General features: G+C 70.8%; 14 protein-coding genes. 5 read left to right on the top strand and 9 right to left on the bottom strand.

Annotation, left to right across the window (positions count from 1 at the left end; all coding sequences use genetic code 11):
- Positions 1–456 (top strand): hypothetical protein, encoded by a 456-nt coding sequence (locus tag ORI60_RS04080; protein ID WP_266034348.1) that lies wholly within the window; start codon positions 1–3, stop codon positions 454–456.
- A 4-nt stretch (positions 457–460) separates the two neighbouring features.
- Here ORI60_RS04080 and ORI60_RS04075 read toward each other — a convergent pair whose 3' ends face one another.
- The 4 genes from ORI60_RS04075 to ORI60_RS04060 are packed head-to-tail and all read right to left on the bottom strand — an operon-like array spanning position 461 to position 6697.
- Positions 461–2473, bottom strand: a complete 2013-nt coding sequence (locus tag ORI60_RS04075) for a transglutaminase-like domain-containing protein (protein WP_266034346.1) — start codon at positions 2471–2473, stop codon at positions 461–463.
- On the bottom strand, positions 2470–3564 hold the full coding sequence (locus ORI60_RS04070) for a DUF58 domain-containing protein (protein ID WP_266034344.1): 1095 nt from the start codon (positions 3562–3564) through the stop codon (positions 2470–2472). Before ORI60_RS04070 ends, ORI60_RS04075 begins: the two co-directional genes overlap by 4 nt.
- Before the next feature lie 8 nt (positions 3565–3572).
- Entirely contained in the window at positions 3573–4538 is a 966-nt protein-coding gene (locus tag ORI60_RS04065; protein ID WP_266034342.1) for an AAA family ATPase, read from the bottom strand.
- Positions 4535–6697: a hypothetical protein gene (locus ORI60_RS04060; RefSeq protein WP_266034340.1), complete on the bottom strand. Its 2163-nt coding sequence runs from the start codon at positions 6695–6697 to the stop codon at positions 4535–4537. Before ORI60_RS04060 ends, ORI60_RS04065 begins: the two co-directional genes overlap by 4 nt.
- A 187-nt stretch (positions 6698–6884) precedes the next feature.
- Between ORI60_RS04060 and ORI60_RS04055 the strand changes: the two genes are divergently transcribed.
- Positions 6885–7529 (top strand): hypothetical protein, encoded by a 645-nt coding sequence (locus ORI60_RS04055; protein ID WP_266034337.1) that lies wholly within the window; start codon positions 6885–6887, stop codon positions 7527–7529.
- A gap of 178 nt (positions 7530–7707) precedes the next feature.
- Here ORI60_RS04055 and ORI60_RS04050 read toward each other — a convergent pair whose 3' ends face one another.
- Positions 7708–8367, bottom strand: a complete 660-nt coding sequence (locus ORI60_RS04050) for a fibronectin type III domain-containing protein (protein WP_266034334.1) — start codon at positions 8365–8367, stop codon at positions 7708–7710.
- Between the two features lie 25 nt (positions 8368–8392).
- Positions 8393–8995 carry a hypothetical protein gene (locus tag ORI60_RS04045; RefSeq protein ID WP_266034332.1) on the bottom strand — a complete coding sequence of 201 codons (603 nt, stop codon included), beginning with the start codon at positions 8993–8995 and terminating at the stop codon, positions 8393–8395.
- 80 nt (positions 8996–9075) lie between these two features.
- On the opposite strand from ORI60_RS04045, the gene ORI60_RS04040 reads away from it, so the two are divergent.
- The gene (locus ORI60_RS04040) at positions 9076–9963 is read left to right on the top strand and encodes a LysR family transcriptional regulator (RefSeq protein ID WP_266034330.1); all 888 of its coding nucleotides are present in this window, start codon (positions 9076–9078) and stop codon (positions 9961–9963) included.
- On the opposite strand, the gene ORI60_RS04035 is transcribed toward ORI60_RS04040, so the two are convergent.
- The gene (locus ORI60_RS04035; RefSeq protein WP_266034328.1) at positions 9866–10729 is read right to left on the bottom strand and encodes an EamA family transporter; all 864 of its coding nucleotides are present in this window, start codon (positions 10727–10729) and stop codon (positions 9866–9868) included. The genes ORI60_RS04040 and ORI60_RS04035 overlap by 98 nt on opposite strands.
- 93 nt (positions 10730–10822) lie before the next feature.
- Here ORI60_RS04035 and ORI60_RS04030 point away from each other — a divergent pair, with 93 nt between their 5' ends.
- Entirely contained in the window at positions 10823–11731 is a 909-nt protein-coding gene (locus ORI60_RS04030) for an RluA family pseudouridine synthase (protein ID WP_266034326.1), read from the top strand.
- Here the strand turns inward: ORI60_RS04030 and ORI60_RS04025 are convergent.
- Positions 11726–12619 carry a phosphotransferase gene (locus ORI60_RS04025; protein ID WP_266034324.1) on the bottom strand — a complete coding sequence of 298 codons (894 nt, stop codon included), beginning with the start codon at positions 12617–12619 and terminating at the stop codon, positions 11726–11728. The genes ORI60_RS04030 and ORI60_RS04025 overlap by 6 nt on opposite strands.
- A 155-nt stretch (positions 12620–12774) precedes the next feature.
- Here ORI60_RS04025 and ORI60_RS04020 point away from each other — a divergent pair, with 155 nt between their 5' ends.
- On the top strand, positions 12775–13794 hold the full coding sequence (locus ORI60_RS04020) for an acyltransferase (RefSeq protein WP_323055874.1): 1020 nt from the start codon (positions 12775–12777) through the stop codon (positions 13792–13794).
- Here the strand turns inward: ORI60_RS04020 and ORI60_RS04015 are convergent.
- A complete protein-coding gene (locus ORI60_RS04015; protein WP_266035431.1) occupies positions 13742–16945 on the bottom strand; it encodes a GH92 family glycosyl hydrolase in 3204 nt (1067 codons plus the stop codon). The two genes, ORI60_RS04020 and ORI60_RS04015, sit on opposite strands and share 53 nt — an antisense overlap.
- Between the last annotated feature and the right edge of the window lie 29 nt (positions 16946–16974).

Raw genomic sequence — 16974 nt, 5'->3', positions numbered from 1 at the left:
GTGCTGGCGGTCGTTCCGCTCGTCGTCGGCATCGGGATCGGGATGCTGATCGGCGGCAACCTCCAGTCCCAGTCCCGTCAGAACTCCGGTGTCACCACCCCCTCGCCCGCTGTGCCCGATCAGCTCGAATACACGGACATGCCGTGCGATCCCGGTTCGTCCGTCCTCGTCCTGCACTCGCTGGAAGGCGCGATGCCGCAGAGCGAGGTCAGGGTGCTGCTGGACTACGAGACGATGTGGGTGCGGCACCGTGAGAGCGCGAACCCGGCGCTGCGAGGCCAAACCGCGCTGCTGAGCAGACGCGACGACGTCTGCCCGGTCATCGTTCCGGAGGACACCCGGTTCACGCAGTTCATCTGGCTCGGACCGTTCCCGTCGGACACCGCGCCCGCGCTGTGCGAGGCGCTGTTCAAGGTCACCGGCAAGAACTGCATCCCCGCACAGGTCGTCCGCTGATCCGTCAGCGCCGGAACAACGGCCGCGGGTCGACCGCCCAGACGACCCTGCGCCACCAGGAAGCCTTGCGCCGCAACGCTTTCTTCACCTGCCGGGCCAGCCGCCAGCTGTTCTCGTGCTCGACCGGCCGCGGCGCGAACGCGGCCTGGTCGACCAGAACGGCCAACCGTGCGCCCGCCTCGCCCCACTCGCGCGCGACGTCCGGCACGGTGCGGCTCGGCTTCGGCCGCAGCCCGGCGAGCTGCAACGAGTCGAGCACCTCGTTCCACGCTCCGACCGGGCCGGCCGCCCGCAGCCTGAGGCGGCGCGAGGTCCGTGCCGCGAACAGTCCGGCGAGCACCAGCACCGGTGTGAGCACCCAGAACGGGAAGCCCTTCGCGGCCTGCGGCGCGGCGGCCTGGTCGTCGCGCACGGCGGTCGGCTGCACGAGCGGCGGCACCGACGCGAGCGAGGTCGGCGACGGCTTCGCGGTGGTCGACGCGAGCCGGTTCAGCACCTCGCGCTTCGAGGCGGCGCTCGGCCCGCTTCCGTTGCCGGACACGGGATCGAACGCGACCCAGCCCCACCCGCTGAAGTAGACCTCCGGCCACGCGGTGGCGTCCGCGGCCCGCACGATCCGCTCGCCGTTCTGCTCGGGCACCGGCTGGAACCCGACCACGACCCGTGTCGGCAACCCGACCGAGCGCGCGAGCACCGCGTAGGCCGACGCGAACTGCTCCGCAGTGCCCGCGCCCGCACCGGACTCGCCCGCCGCGCCGAACAGGAACGTCTCCAGCCGCGCGTAGGACGACCCGACCGGTGCCTCCGCGTCCGGCCTGCGGTTGAGGCGCACGACCTGTTCCAGCGCCACGGCCTTCTCGTACGGTGTGCGCGCGTTCTGCGTCGCCTGCCGCGCGTACTCGGCCAGCGTGAACGGCAGCCGCGGCAACGCCGTGTACTTCGTCGCGGTGGCGGGGACCTGGGCCTCGGCGAGGTCCGTGTCGGCCGGCGTCTCGACGACCCCGCGCACCGTGTAGTTCAGCCCGGTCTTCAGCCCTTCGGCCACGACGAGCGATCCGGTGTCGGGGTCGACCATGGCGTTGCTCAGGGACACCGCCTGCGGCTTCCCGACACCCGGCAGCCACTCCCCCTGCAGTCCGGTGATCCGCAGTTCCACGCTGGCGTCCTGGAACTTCCGGCCGATGGGCAGGTCCGGCGCGTCGACCACGCCGAGCGGCCCGTACGTCGAGGCCGCCTCCCAGGACGCCCCCGAGTACCGGCTCAGCGTCACCAGCCGCACCGGCACCTCGGGCCCGCGCATCCGGAACAGCTCCGCGTCCCCCTGCGCCGCCCACGAGGCGAGCTGCGGCAGCGGGTTCGAGATCGCGATGTTGGTGACAGGCGGGGTGACGAGCTTGCGCGGTTCGAAACCGTTGGTGGGCAACACGAAAGCGAGCAGCGTGAGTGCTGCCAGGGCCGTGGCGAGCACCGCGGGAGGCAGCACGGGCCCGCGCCGGTCGATGATCAGCCAGCCCAGCGCCAGCAGCACGACCAGCGTCAGTGCGACGAGGCCGTACCGGTCCGCACGGCCGGTGGTGAGCAGCGCCGCCGACACGTAGAGGGTGGCCGCGCCGAGTGCGGGCACGAACAACGCCGTACCGCGCTTGGTCACCGAGAGCACCATGCCGGTGGAGACACCGATGATCAGCAGCAGGCCGGGCACGAGCAGTTCGGGTGTGGCGGGCGCGGGACGGGCCGCCGTGAGCAGCCTCGGCACGGTGTCGAGCAGCACCCACGTGGGATCGCGGTCCGGGGACGCGCCGCGGGCCAGGAAGAACCCGCCCGTCAGCGCGAGCACCGTGACCGCGAGCGCGGCGAGTCCCGCCGGGACGATCCGCTTCAGCGCCACGGCGAGGAACCCGGCGGCCGCGGCGAGTCCGAAGTAGACGGTGGCGCCGTCCCAGGCCTGGGAGAGCTGCAGCGCGCCGACGAGCAGGACGGCCGCGACCCAGCCGTACCTCAGCAGGGAGCCGTTCACCGCGCCACCACCGCGTTCCACGAGTCGACCAGGTCCTCCGCCCGCGCCCCGCTGATCAGCAGCACCGACCCGGCGGCGCTCACCGGCCGCTTCTCGTCCACCACGAGCACCACGCCGAACGCGGCCCGTCCCGCCTCCAGCACCAGGGCGGGCACCGGGCTCCCGCTGATCACGGCCACCACGTCGAGGTCGCGCACCGGCACGGTCGGCCGGCCGTCGACGTCGCGCAGCGCGAGGTCGGCCAGCGCGGACAGGATCGGCGCCGAGTCCTGCTGCTCCTCGATGTCGGTGCCGCCCGACGAGGTCAGCAGCCGCACCGGATGTCCCTGTTCCAGGGCCGACGTGACGAGCGACGCCGCCACCTCGACGGCCTCCTCGAAGCGTTGTTCCTCCGCGTACGACGACGCGTTGTCGTCCAGCAGCACGGCCAGGTGCGGACGGGCCGGGTCGGCGTCCTCGCGGATCATGAGCGTGCCGGTGCGCGCGGACGTCGCCCAGTGCAGGCGCCTCAGGTCGTCACCGGGCACGTACTCCCGCAGCCCCACCAGGTCGGTGCCACCGCGCTCGACGCGTTCGTCGGCGCCGACCTGACCCCGGCGGGCACCGGAGGGCAGGCCCCTGACCGGCAGCACGCGCGGCACCACCCGCACCTGGACGACCTCGCCCAGCACGGTGCGCGCCTGCGCCAGGCCGGCCAGGCCCCTGCGCCGCAACGTGAGCGGCCCGACGTCGAACACGCCGCGCCGTTCGGTCGGGATCGCGTAGTCGACGGCCTCGACCGCGCCGGGTGCCAGCAGCGGCACGTCGACGTCCATCGGCGAGCCCGCCACGACGTCGACGGCGTCGAGCGCCACCGGCCAGCGACCGGTGGAGGACAGTTCGAGCCTGCCGCTGCACCGCGCCAGGCGGGGCACCGTGCGCGGGCGGACCGTGCGCGAGACCGACAACGGCGAGGCGACGAGCACGGAGACGATCGAGGCGACGACCAGCGCGGTCAGCGCCAGGCCGAACGCCGCCATGCCCGCGTACCGCCACCACAGGCCGACCCCGAGCATCAGCAGGCCCAGCACCGCGGTTCCGGTGCCGCGCACGGTCAGTCTCATTGCGCCGCGGGCTTGGGCGCGGCCACGCGCGAGAGCACGTCGGCCAGCACCTCGGACGTCGTGACGCCCGACAGAACGCTCTCGCGCGTCAGCACCAGCCGGTGTGCGAGCACCGGGTCCGCGATGTCCTGAACGTCCTGCGGCACCACGAAATGCCGCCCCTTCGACGCCGCGTACACCTGTGCGCAGCGCACGAGCGTCCGCAGGCCACGCGTGGAGGTGCCGAGCCGCAGCCGTTCGTCGGTGCGGGTGGCCGTGCCCAGCGCGGAGATGTACTGCAGGATCGGGTCGGCGACGTGCAACAGCTGCAACCGGCCGCTGAACGCGCTGATCTCCCGCGGCGACGACACCGTGCGCACGTCGGCGATCCGGCCCGCCCCGCTGCCGGGACGCAGCACCTCGAGCTCGTCCTCCACCGACGGGTAGCCGATCGAGGTGCGCAGCATGAAGCGGTCGAGCTGCGCCTCGGGCAGCCGGTACGTGCCGTCGAGGTCGATCGGGTTCTGCGTGGCCACCACGAGGAACGGGTCGGGCACGGCGTGCCCGACGCCGTCGATCGTGACGGTCCGCTCCTCCATGACCTCCAGCAGCGCGGACTGCGTCTTGGCCGCCGCGCGGTTGATCTCGTCGGCCAGCACGATGTTCGCGAACACGGGGCCGGGCCGGAACCGGATCTGCCCCGTCTGCGGGTCGTAGACCGAGGTGCCCGTGACATCGGACGGCAGGAGGTCGGGGGTGAACTGCACCCGCCGCGACACCCCGCCCAGCGCGCCCGCGACGGCACGCGCCAGCGTCGTCTTGCCCGTGCCGGGCACGTCCTCGAGCAGCACGTGACCACCCGCGAACATCGCCACCAGCACGAGGTCGATCACGTCGCGCTTGCCGCGCACGGCGCTCTCGACCGCGTCCGCGAGGCGGGTGTGCAGGTCTCGGAAGGCGGAGACCTCACCGGTGTCGATCACTTTTCCTCTTCTCCACGACGAACACCGATGCGCAGCAGGAACGCGCACGCCAGCAGACCGAGCCCGCCCGCGCTCATCGGCGCGGTACCGGCTCCGGCCGGTGCCATCCGCGGGATGCAGTTCGGCTTGCCCGCGCATTCGTCGTAGGTGAAGAGCGCGTTCTTCTGCGCCGAGTCGACCTGGCCGGCCCCGGAGGCCGCGAAGGCGCGCACCACGATCGCGTTGCTGCCCTCGTCCACGTCGATGGTCGCCGACGTCGCGTTGCACGGGATCCCGACGGAGAACCCGTACGTCTTGTTCACGACCTCGCAGCGGCCGTTGTGGCTCGCCCAGTCGGCCGGTGGCGCCAGGGTGACCCGACGGGACGGGTTCGTGCGCACACCCGAGATCCCCGTGATCACCACGGCACCCGCGCTCGGCAGCGAGGGCGGCGGCGGAGGGGGAGGCGGCGGAGGCGTGGTCGTCGTCGTGACCGGCGGCGGGGGCGGGGGCGGAGGCGTGTTGGGCGGCGGGGTGTTCGGGGGCGGGGTGTTGGGCGGCGGGGTGTTCGCGGGCGGCGTCACGGTGAACGCGGCCATGCCCGCGGCACCGGCCGTCGACGCCGTGGAGGCGCGCACCGTCACGTCGAGCCTGCCGCTCGTGCAGAACGTGGAACCCGCGCACGGCACCGAGAGGTCGGCGGAGGTGCCGGCCGACTGCGCCGACACCGAGCCACCGCTGAACGAACCGGAGCCCGCGACGGTGTAGCCCACGACCGGATCGGCCGACACGGCCGCGGTCCAGCTCACCGTCACGACGAGCGCGGAGGCGGAGCGCGACTTCTCCCGCACCGTCACCCCGGCGGGCGCGGCCGGAGCCGCGCTTCCGGCGGAAGGCGGCGTGGAAGGAACCGACGGCGGCGGCGGGACCTCGCTCGTCACACCGGTGCCGTTGCCGTTGTTGCCGTTGTTGCGCGGCGGCTTCTGCGGCTCGTTGGGGTTCGGCGGCGGGGGCGGCGGCACGGACGGTGGCGGCGAGCGGTCCGGGTTCTTCACCGGGAGCTCGGGGCTGCGGATCGTCAGCGAGCGCGTCCCGCCGTCCGCGTCGACCAGCACGCCCGTGGACGAGCCGGGCACGTTCACGAAGAGCCGGCCGTCGTCGAACACGAGCTCGGGGTCGGCTCCACCGGACGTGCGGACGTCGTCGCCACCGCGGCTGCCACCGCGGTCGAGGATGATGACCTTGCCGGACCCCTTGCAGGGCACGTAGACCTTGTCGCGGAACACCGCGGGACGCCCCGGCTTCGGGCACCCCATCGCGCCGACGTCGACGCGCAGGACGTCACGGCCGACGACCAGCACGACGACCGAGGACGACGGCACCGACGCGGGCACCAGGTCGATCGGCGAGGACTGCGCGGCGATCACCTCGGCGTCCGAGCGGTCGGTGGACGAGTTCACGTCCTCCCCCGTGCCGTCGCGCACGACGACACCGCCGTCGAGACCGATGAGCGTGACGCCCTGGTCGTGCGGCACCAGGACGGTGCGTGGCCCGGCGCCGGTGACCTGGCGCTGCGAGCGCTCCTCGAACCGCTCCTCGTCGTCGGACCAGTCGAGCGAGCGCAACGTGCCGCCGTGGTCGACCAGCCACAGCACCCCGCGCTCGTCCACGACGGCGTCCGCGAGGGGCTGACCGGCCTGCCAGGTCTGCCCGACGTCGGCCAGCGTCAGCGGGTCGGCGGTGTGCACGGTGCCGGTCGCGCGGTCGACGACGAACACCATCCCGTTCGACACCAGCACCTTGCTCGTCGCACCGGGCGGCGCCTGCCGGCGGCCGGAGGCGAGCAGTGTGGCCAGGTCGATGACGGTGATCTCGCCGGTGCGCCGGTTCAGGACGATCAGCCGGCCGTCCTCCTGCGCGATCTCCAGCTGCGAGTCGGGGCCGCTGATCTGCAACCGCGTCTGGGGCTTGCCCGAACCGGGGTTGATCTGCACGACCTCACCGCGCTGGTCGTCGCCGAGCCAGGTGAGCCCGTCCGACACCGCGACCGACGTCCGGGAGATGCCCTGCCCCAGCGCGGCGCCCGCGAGCACCAGAACACCCAGCAGCGCCGCGACGAAACTCGCCGATTCCCGCCCTCCACCGGAGATAATGCGTCTGATCCGGTGCCACCAAGACATAACGCGCCCTCCCTCGCCCGCCGGGCATGCTAACCCCCGGCTCTGACAACTTCGGGCGGCGCATGGTTCCCGGTTCGCCCGATCAGCCAGCCGGCAGACATCAGGAAAACCGATCACGACGCGCGGCAGTTCCGAAAACCGAATGGCGTTACCCCGAACCGACCAACGCGTAAGGCAGAGTGGACGCATGGAAATCCCCGGCATGGGACTTGCCAAGCAGGCGCTCAACACCGCCCTCGACACGACAGTGGCCGTCGCGGCCGTTCCGGCCCGCGTGCTGAGCCTGCTCGGCGAGGTGGAACAGCTCGTCCGCAAGGTCAACGGCACGATCGACTCCGTCGACGGCATCGTCGCGAGAGCCGGCTCCCTGGTGGACCGCACGGCCAACGTCGTGGCGGACGCGGAGAAGGCCGTCGACGAGGTCCGCGCGATCACGGCGAGCGCGAGCGACGTCGCCGAGCGGGCCGGGCTGGTCGTCACGACCGCCGGCCACACCGCGCACACGGCCAACGAGCTGATCGGCATGTACGAGCCGCTCGCCAAGCAGGCCCAGCCGCTCGCGAAGCGGTTCGTGGACGAGCTCTCCCCGCACGAGGTCGAGGCCGCGATCAAGCTGGTCGACGAGCTGCCGGTGCTGACGGAGCACCTGATCAGCGACATCCTGCCGATCCTCGCGACCCTGGACAAGGTCGGCCCGGAGGTGCACCAGCTGCTCGAAGTCACCAGCGACATGCGCCAGGCGATCCTCGGCATCCCCGGCTTCTCGTTCATGCGCCGGCGCGGTGAGAAAAAAGAAGAGGAAGAAGGTGTGAAGGAGGTCGAGAACGGGTAGCCCACCCGAATGACTGCTCACTCGCCTGAAGACCGGCTGACCTGGTGGCTGCTCAGCAGCGTGTTCGGCCTGCTGGCCATGATCAACGCCGGCCTCGCCGTCACGGAGAGAACGACCTGGCCCTACGCGCTCGCGGCGGTGTTGCTCGCCGCGAGCGCGTGGAGTGCCAGACAGGCGCTCAGGCCTTTCCCGTCGTCTGGTGCGTCAGGTTCGACGATGGCCCGAACCGGAACGCCCGCACCCGATAGGTCGCGGTTTTCTCGTCTGGAAGTGTGATCACCCCGTACGAGGTGGTGTCCGGGTCGAGCTGCACGGCGACGCGGTAGTCCGCCGCGCCCGCGGGCCTCACCTCGATCAGGTACCCGTCCTCGTCGGATGCCCGGTCCTGCCAGGTGAACAGGATCCCGTTGGCGTGCTTCACCTCCGCCTTCACCTCCGACGCCGCCGCCTCGGGCGAGGCCACCGGCGCCTTGCCCCCGCCGGCCTTGACCGGCGCGGTCCAGTCCGGCCCCTCGATCTCCGGCACGTCGTCGCCAGGGGGCAACGCGACGTCCACCGTGGCCGAGGCAGGTCCGGTGTACGGCCGGACCCGGTAGTAGAACTCGGTTTCCGGGATCAGGTCCGGATGCTCGTAGGTGTTCTTCGCCGCCGTGGCGAACTCCAGGATCGTGTAGTCGCCGTCCCGGGTGTTCGCGTACTCGACGACCTGCCCGGCCGACCCCGCCTCCGGACGCCAGTGCAGCGTCACGTCGATCGGCGAGGTCAGCTCGGACGTCAGCACGGGGTCCCGCTGTTCCTGGCCACAGGCAGCCAGGAGCAGCAGGAGTACCGAAACCAAGCCGCTTCTCATCGAGGAAGACGGCTCACTTGCGCCAGAACCGGATGTTGCTCCAGGTGACCGTGGCAGGTCCTTGGCCGCTGGAGGTCCTGTACGCGCCGAACTTGTCGTAGAAACTCGTACCGGAGCTCGCGTAGGTGTGCGCACGCGAGCCGTTGATGTACGTGCGGTGCTCCGTGGCCGTGTTGTGCACGGTGTTCACGCGCACGGTCGCCCCCACGGTCGCGCCGGTGGCGATGGTGTCGCCCCCGTGCACGGCGTAGAGCCGGCCGCCGCGTTCCACGGCGAGCATCCAGAACGGTCCCGCGGTGGGGGCCTCCCGGAACGTCTGCTTGAGACTGATGCGGGTGCCACCGAGACTCGTGATCCGGAAGCTGCCCTCGAACTGGCGCGTGCCGCCGGTGTAAGTGGCGTAACGCCGCTCGGCACGCTGGTCACCGCTCGCGGTGGAGCAGGTGAGGTGGAACGTCAGGTTGTCGACGTTGCCACAGCCGCGTTCCTGAACGGTGAACGACGGCGAGTAGCTGGTCCACGGACCCGTCTCGACCTGGGCCTGTGCCGGTGAGACCGACACGAGCAGACCGGTCGCCAGCGCGATCCCCGCGACACTGCGGAGTCGTTCGGACATACCGATACCTCCTCAAAGCGTGCTGAAGACAGCACGTTTTCTCAGGGGGCGGTAGCGGGAGCGTAGCCGATAATGATCGGATGTTCGACCTCCACCGCCTGCGACTGCTGCGGGAGCTCTCCCAGCGGGGGACGCTCGCCGCCGTCGCGCAGGCGCTGAACTACAGCCCGTCGTCGGTGTCGCAGCAGCTCTCGCTGCTGGAGACCGAGGTCGGCGTGCCCCTGCTCGAACCGGTCGGGCGGCGGGTGAAGCTCACCCCGCAGGCCGAGATCCTGGTGCGGCACACCGAGGAGGTGCTCGCCCGTCTGGACCAGGCCGAGTCGGAGGTCGCCGCGTCGCTGCACGAGATCACCGGCACGCTGCGGGTCGCGACGTTCCAGACAGCGGCGCTGGCGTTGATCCCGGCGACGCTGGCCCGCATGAGGGACGAGCACCCGTCACTGCGCATCGAGTTCCAGGTGCTCGACCCGGCGGAAGCGCTTTCCGCGCTGCACGCCAGGGACTTCGACCTCGTGTTCGTGGAGGAGTGGCCGGACCAGCCTGAGGCGAGGCTCCCCGGGCTGGAGTACCGGGAACTGGTCCGGGACCCGATCCGGCTGGCCGTCCCCCGTGGACTGCCGGTCTCCGAGGTGGGCGCGCATCCGTGGATCATGGAGCCCACCGGTTTCCCGCAGCGGACGTTCAACGTGAACTGGTGCCGCCACCAGGGCTACGAACCCGACGTGCGCTCCTCCTCGACCGACGTGCTGGTGAAGCTGCGGTTCGTGGAGCGGGGCCTCGCGGTCGCGCTGCTGCCCGACCTCGTCTGGTACGACCGGGAGATCACCGTCGACCTGCACGAGCTGCCGGTGCCGATGTCCCGGCTGCTGTTCACCGCGGCACGGGCAGGACGAGGTCAGCATCCCGCGGTGCGGGCGTTCCGCGAGGCGCTGGCGCTGTCCGTAGCGCCGCTCCGACCCCGGCCGTGATCACCAGGGCCATGCCGCACAACGAGATGATGCTCAGGTGCTGGCCGAGCAGCAGCGCCCCGGCGAGCGCCGCCGCGGCGGGTTCGAGCGCGAGCACGACGCCGAACGTGCCGGCCTCCAGCGTCCTGAGCGCCTTGATCTCCAGCGCGTACGGGATCGCGGACGCCAGCAGCGCCACCAGCGTGCCGAGCAGCAGGATCCTCGGGTCGAACAACGTGGTGCCGGCCGCCGCCAGCCCGTACGGCAGGGTGAGCGCGGCCGCGACCAGGCTGGCTCCCGCGACCCCGCCGACGCCGAGTCCCGCGGTCGCGACCTTGCGTCCCGCCAGCACGTAACAGGCCCAGAACGCGGCCGCGATCAACGCGAGCGCCACGCCGACGAGGTCGAGCTTCGCGCCGGTGTACTCGCGCACGCCCAGCACGACGATGCCGACGAGCGCCAGCCCGACCCACACGAAGTCCCTGGCCCGCCTGCCGAGGATCGCCGCGAGCCCGAGCGGCCCGAGGAACTCGATCGTCACCGCCACGCCGAGCGGGATCCGGTCGAGCGCGAGGTAGAACGTGCCGTTCATGCCGGCCAGCGTGAGCCCGAGCACGATCGTCTCCTGGCGGATCTTCGGCCGGGCGATGACGGCCAGCATCAGCGCGGAGATGCCGAGCCGCAGCGCCGTGGCACCCGGCGCGCCGATCTGCCCGAAGAGCTGGCTCGCGAAAGCCGCGCCGAACTGCAGTGAGATGACCGAGCCGAGGACCATGAAGACCGCCATGCGCCCAGTCTCGGTTCCCCAGTCCATTCAGTACAGCGAACGTTTGTGAGCGATATCGTTCGCTTTTTCCGAACATTTAGACTGGCTGGTGCGATGAGACGCAAACCCTCCTCCCCTCTTCCCCAGCGCCACGGCCTGGACGCGGCCCGGCTGAAGCTGCCCTCCGAGGGCACCTGGCCGTCGTTGCGCGACCACCTCGTGGACCGTCTGCCGCGGGTGGCCGCCGAGCGCATCGACGAGATGCTGGCCGAGGAACAAATCTGGGGTGTCGCGGGCCCGCTGGGCCTCGACGCGCCGTTCGTGCCGGACTCCTACATCTGGTTCCACCGCGACCTGCCCGTGGAGGTGCCGGTCCCCTTCGAGGTGGGCGTGGTGCACCAGGACGACGACATCGTGGTCGCCGACAAGCCGCACTTCCTCGCGACGATCCCGCGAGGCGCGCACATCATGCAGACCGCGCTCGTGAAGCTCCGCGACTCGCTGGGCCTGCCGGACCTCTCGCCCGCGCACCGGCTCGACCGCGTCACGGCCGGGCTGGTGCTGTTCGTGGTGCGCCGCGAGCTGCGCGGCAAGTACCAGACGATGTTCCGCGACCGCTTGGTGCGCAAGGAGTACGAGGCGATCGCCCCGTACGACCCCGCGCTGGAGCTCCCCCGCGTGGTGCGCTCCCGGATCATCAAGGAACGCGGCGTCATCACCGCGTTCGAGGTCGACGGCGAGCCCAACGCCGAGACGCACGTGTCCCTTGTGGAGCGTCGCGGCGCGCTGGGCCGCTACCACCTGAAGCCGCTGACCGGCCGCACGCACCAGCTGCGGCTGCACATGTCCGGGCTCGGCGTGCCGATCGTGAACGACGACTTCTACCCGGTGCTGCGCGACCGTCCGCTGGACGACTTCTCCTCGCCGTTGCAGCTGCTCGCCCACACGCTGTCCTTCGTGGACCCGATCTCGGGCGCCGACCGGACGTTCACCTCGCGGTTGAAGCTGTCCGCCTGGTCATGAGACGTGCGTGCGCACGGTCCCGATCGGCTGCGGCGCCCAGATCCGCCTCATCCGGTCGAGCAGCCGCCGGGCCAGCGCGCTCATCTCCGGATGGGTCTCGGTGAACGTCGCCACGACCCCCGCCCGGAACATCAGCCGGCCGCGCGCCGTCGTGCTGTACCAGAACCAGTCCTCGTCGACGGCCCTGGCGAGGTGGTCGGTGCCGTCGCGCTCGGAGCGCTGCACCAGCGCGTCGCCGTTCACGAACCACCGCACGCACGCGTCCTCGAGCCCTGCGGTGAACCCGCGTTCCTCGAAGTAGGCCTGCTCGGCGGCCTCCCGCAGCTCCCGGGGCGTCTCGGTGACGGTCGCACAGGTCGGAAAGCCGATGCGGAGGTAGACGACCTCGGTCAGCCCGTCGCCCAGCGCCGCTCCTTCGAGGTCGACGAACCTCGCGCCCTGCGGTGAGTACATGTCGTTGCCGGGGCACGGGTCGCCGTGCACCAGGTCGAACTTCCCGGAGTCCTCGAACACCAGCTCGTCCTCGGCGCCCCCGACCTCCACCTCCAGCGCCCGCACGAACCGCAGGAACGGGACGAGGTCCGGGACCGCCTGGCGCGGCAACAGCCCGGCGTGCTCCGGGCCGGTGGCCATGTGCAGACGGGCGAGGCCGCGGGCGTAGGCGATCACCCAGTCCTCCCCGAACGGGTCGGAGCGCAGCCGTTCGAGCACCACGGTCCGCTTCTCGTGGTCGACGTCGAGGACACGCGGCACCACGCCGGTGTGCTCGGCGAGCCGGAGCGCGGTGATCTCGCGCTCGAATGCCACCTGGTCGCCGACCACCTGCTTGACGATCCGGTCGCCGTCAGCCCAGACGCGGGACCGCTGTCCGCTCTCGAGTCGCTCCACGGAAACCACTATTCCACACACGAAAAGAATATGTCACGAAAAGACTCTTCCATTCGGCGCAATGGTGTAACAATGGCCCGAAACCGCGCGAACCCACCGTCGTGCAGAACCACGGGACGGAAGTGAAGCCGGGGCGATTACCTTCGCTGACCGGCATGCGATTCATCGCCGCGTTCATCGTGTTCGGATTCCACATCAACGCCGCCGGGCTCTGGCCGTACCTCGACGTGCCCTTCCGGCAGGGCGCGACCGGCGTGAGCTTCTTCTTCATCCTCTCCGGATTCGTGCTCACGTGGTCCGCCAGGCAGGGCACGCCCGCGAGCACGGTCTGGCGGCGCCGGGCGGCGAAGATCTTCCCCAACCACGTCGTGACCTGGCTGGTCGTGCTGGTCGCCGGTGCCGCGGTCACGCCGGCCGCCGCCCTCGCGAACCTGTCGCTGGCGCAGGCGTGGTTCCCCGCGGAAAGCGTCTACTTCGGCCTCAACACGCCTGCCTGGTCATTGTCGTGCGAAATGGCGTTCTACCTCGCGTTCCCATTGTTGATCAAGTGGCGGATGCGCCGCCCGTGGCTGGTCGCCTCGGCGATGGTGATCGCGATTTTGACAGTTCCCGCGATTGCACTGTCAATGCCAGGCGCAATCGAATACTGGTTCGTCTTCGTCTTCCCGCCGGTGCGTGCACTCGAGTTCGTGCTGGGAATGGCGATGGCGCGGGTGGTCCAGCAGGGCAAGTGGATCGGACTCGGGCTCTGGCCCGCGACGGCGTTGTTCGTCGTCGCGTACGTCGGCTCGTGGTACCTGCCGGCGTCGTTCCCGTACGTCGCGGGCACGGTCATCCCGCTGGCGCTGCTGATCCCGGCCGCGGCGGTCGCCGACCTCACCGGCGCGTGGTCGCCGTGGCGCTCGAAGTGGATGGTGTGGCTGGGGACCGTGTCGTTCGCGTTCTACATGGTCCACCAGATCGTCATCCGGGTGAGCGAGAAGCTCCTCGACGTCCACGCGCATCCACTGCTCTCGGCGCTCGGGATGCTCGCGGTGTCAATGGTCGCCTCGTGGCTGCTGTACCGGCTGGTCGAGGTGCCCGCGGAACGGTTCGTCCGCGGGACACCCCGACCGGCTCGGATCAGGCCAGCGTCAGCGCGTACAGCTCCACCCGCGGATCGTCGGGCAGCGTGACCGAACGGACGGTCTTCGCGGCGTCGAGCCGCAGCGACTGGCCGAACAACCGGACCGGCGGCCCGTCGACGCCCTGGCCCGCCTTGATCCGGTGCGGCATCTCCAGCACCGCCGGGCCGCCGCCCGCCCAGTCCGCCACCGACGCCGCGACCTCGGCCGAGGTGCCGTCGGTGTACCAGACGGTGAAGGCGGCGGACACCGGTCCGTTGTGCGACGCGCCCACGACGTGCAGCCACGAGAACTGGCCGGTGGGCAGCAGGAGCCCCTGCCCGCGCGCCTCCACGAAGTTCGGCGCCGTCCCGGTGGGGTCGGGTGCCTGGTAGGTGATGCCGCCCCACGTCACGGGTCCGGCCGGCGGCAGCAGCGCGGCGTCGTAGCTCCAGCCGCCACCGTCGAAGTTGCCCGAGGCGGAGTCGGCGACCGTGGCGGTGCCGTCGTGGTTCAGCTCGGGCGTCACGTCCACCGAGCACGACGAGAACGCGCACAGCGCCGCCGGTTTCACCTCGACGACGGCCTTCACCGTCACCGACTCGACCTGCACCGAGACCTCGTACGAGCCTGCGGCCACACCGGCGGGCACGGACAACGTCAACGGCACTGTCTTCTGCGTGGGCAGGTGCCGCGACACGATGACGAACGGCTTGGCACCGCTCACCTTCCAGCCGGCCGGAGCCGTGACGACGGGCCGCACGGACGTCGCGCCGGGCGACTGGGCCAGCACGTCGAGCTGCAGCGTCAGCGACTGCTCGGACTCCGACGTCGGCACCACGATCTCGGAGTTCCGCAGCGACGCCGACAACGCACGACGCGAGTCCGCGTTGCCGTCGTTCAACGACGGCGGCTCGTCCCCTCGGCCGGTGCCCCACGACGAGGGCTTCGCCGCCACCTCGTGGGTCAGCTTCCCGCCGCGCTGCAACGAGGTCCAGGAGAGCCACGTCTTGCGGACGTCACGACCGCCGAACGACACGCTCTTGATGTACCGGTTGGTGTCGGACACCCCTCGTGCCGAGACGTTCAGGGTCCCGCCCTGCGAGCCGTGCTGTCCGATCCGGACGGTCGCGGACTCGAACTGCGGTGACGACAGCGCCAGGAAGTCCGCGCCGTTGAACGTCGGGTAGAGACCCAGCGACGAGAAGACGTACCAGGCAGACATCGTGCCCAGGTCGTCGTTGCCGGTCATGCCGTCCGGACCGGTCGTGAACAACGTCATCGCCGCCCGCACGACCGTCGCGGTCTTCGACGGCGTGCCCGACCACAGGTACATGTAGGGCGCGAGCAGGTCCGGTTCGTTGTTCGGGTTGTAGGTCGGCTTGCCGTAGTAGTCGTACGGCTCGGTGATCCAGTCGTGCCGCGCGGTGCCGGCGGGGTCCACCAGCAGCTTGTCGTAGGCGAAGAACGAGTCGAGCCGCTTCTCCGTCTCGCGGCGGCCGCCCATCAGCGACACGAGCCCGGCGGGGTCCTGCGGCACGAGCCACTGGTACTGGTAGGCACCGCCCTCGTGGAACTGGTGCGACGCGTCGACCGGGTTGTACGGCGCCAGCCACGTGCCGGCGGTGGTGCGCGGCCGGAACTGGCCGATCGACGAGTCCCACAGGTTGCGGTACCACTGGCCCCGGTCCGCGAACATGCGCGCGTCGGCCTTCTTGCCCAGTCCCTTGGCCATCAGCGCCAGCGACGCGTCCGCCGCGGAGTACTCCAGGGTCGCGGACGCCGGGTGCACGCAGTCGTTGTCGCCGCCCTTGTGCGCGCAGTCCTTGCCGAGCTCCAGGCCGGACGGGATGTACCCGCGCTCGGAGTAGTAGGTGACACCGGAGCGTCCGTTGTAGGGCGAGTCCGCGGGAGGCAGCGACGTGGCGTTGGCGCGCAACAGGTTGTACGTCTCCTCCTCGTACCCCTTCAGCAGGCCCTTCGACCAGGCCTCGACGAGGAACGGCGTCACCGGGTCGCCGGTCATGATGTTGGTCTCGGACGACGCGAGGGCCCAGCGCGGCAGCCACCCGCCGTCGCGCCCACTGGCCACGACGGACAGTGCGACGTCACGGGCGACCTTCGGTTCCAGGATCTGCAGCAGCTGGTTCTGCGGCCGGTACGTGTCCCACAGCGAGAAGTTCTGGTACGGCGTGTAACCCGACGCCGTGCGCACCTTCCCGTCGAAGCCCATGTACCTGCCGTCGACGTCACCGGCGAGGTTCGGGTGCAGCACCGAGTGGTAGAGCGCGGTGTAGAACGCGACCTGCCGGTCGCGCGGACCGCCGGACACCCGCACGGCGTCCAGCTGCTTCTTCCACACGTCCTTGGCTGCCGCCACCGTCGCGTCGAAGTCGTGGGAGGGAGCCTCCGCCGCGAGGTTCTTCCGCGCGCCCTCGATGCCGGTGTACGACAGGCCGAGCTTCAGCACCACGTCGCGGTCGGCGGTCGCGTCGAACGTGACCCAGGCGCCGTTCCCACCCGTGCCGGCGGCGTCCCGGACACCCGGCGTGGGAACGCTCCCGCGCCACGCGCCGAAGGAGGCGAACGGGCGGTCGAACGTGGCCGTGAAGTACACGGTGTGCTCGTCCTTGCCCGCGCAGAACCGGCCGTTGCGCACCCGGCCCTCGATGGTCCTGTCACCGACGACGTGGATCTCCGAGTCCAGCACCGTCTGGTTCGACCGCCCGGTGTTGAACAGGACGTTCGCCGCGCCCGAGGACGGGAACGTGTAGCGCTGCCAGCCGGTCCGCTGCGTGGCCGTGAGCTCGGCGTTCACGCCGTAGCGCGGCAGGCCGACGCGGTAGTAGCCGGGCTGGGCGGCTTCGTCCGCATGGCTGAAGTCCGACTTGTAGGCGTTGATGTCAACGTTGTCAACGGACCCGACAGTCGGCATCACCGGCAGCTCGCCCATGACGCCGCAGCCCACGCCCGACAGGTGCGTCTGCGAGAAGCCGTAGATGGAGGTGGCCTTGTAGTCGTACCCGCCCTGACCTCCCGTGTCAGGGCTGACCTGCACCATTCCGAACGGCACCGAGGCGCCGGGGAAGGTGTTGCCGAAGTTCTGCGTGCCCACGAAGGGGTTCACCAACGACGAAGGGTCCTCGTCGACCTGTGCCGCGTGCGCGGGGACTGCTAGACCCAGTAACAGCCCCGCTACAACCAGTGTCCGCATGGAAGGCAGTATTGTCCGATCACCGCCGCCCCGACACC

It is taken from the genome of Lentzea sp. NEAU-D7 (assembly GCF_026242055.1).
In the GTDB taxonomy this organism is placed as follows: Bacteria; Actinomycetota; Actinomycetes; order Mycobacteriales; family Pseudonocardiaceae; genus Lentzea.
This window is presented reverse-complemented; position numbering and strand designations above follow the sequence as displayed.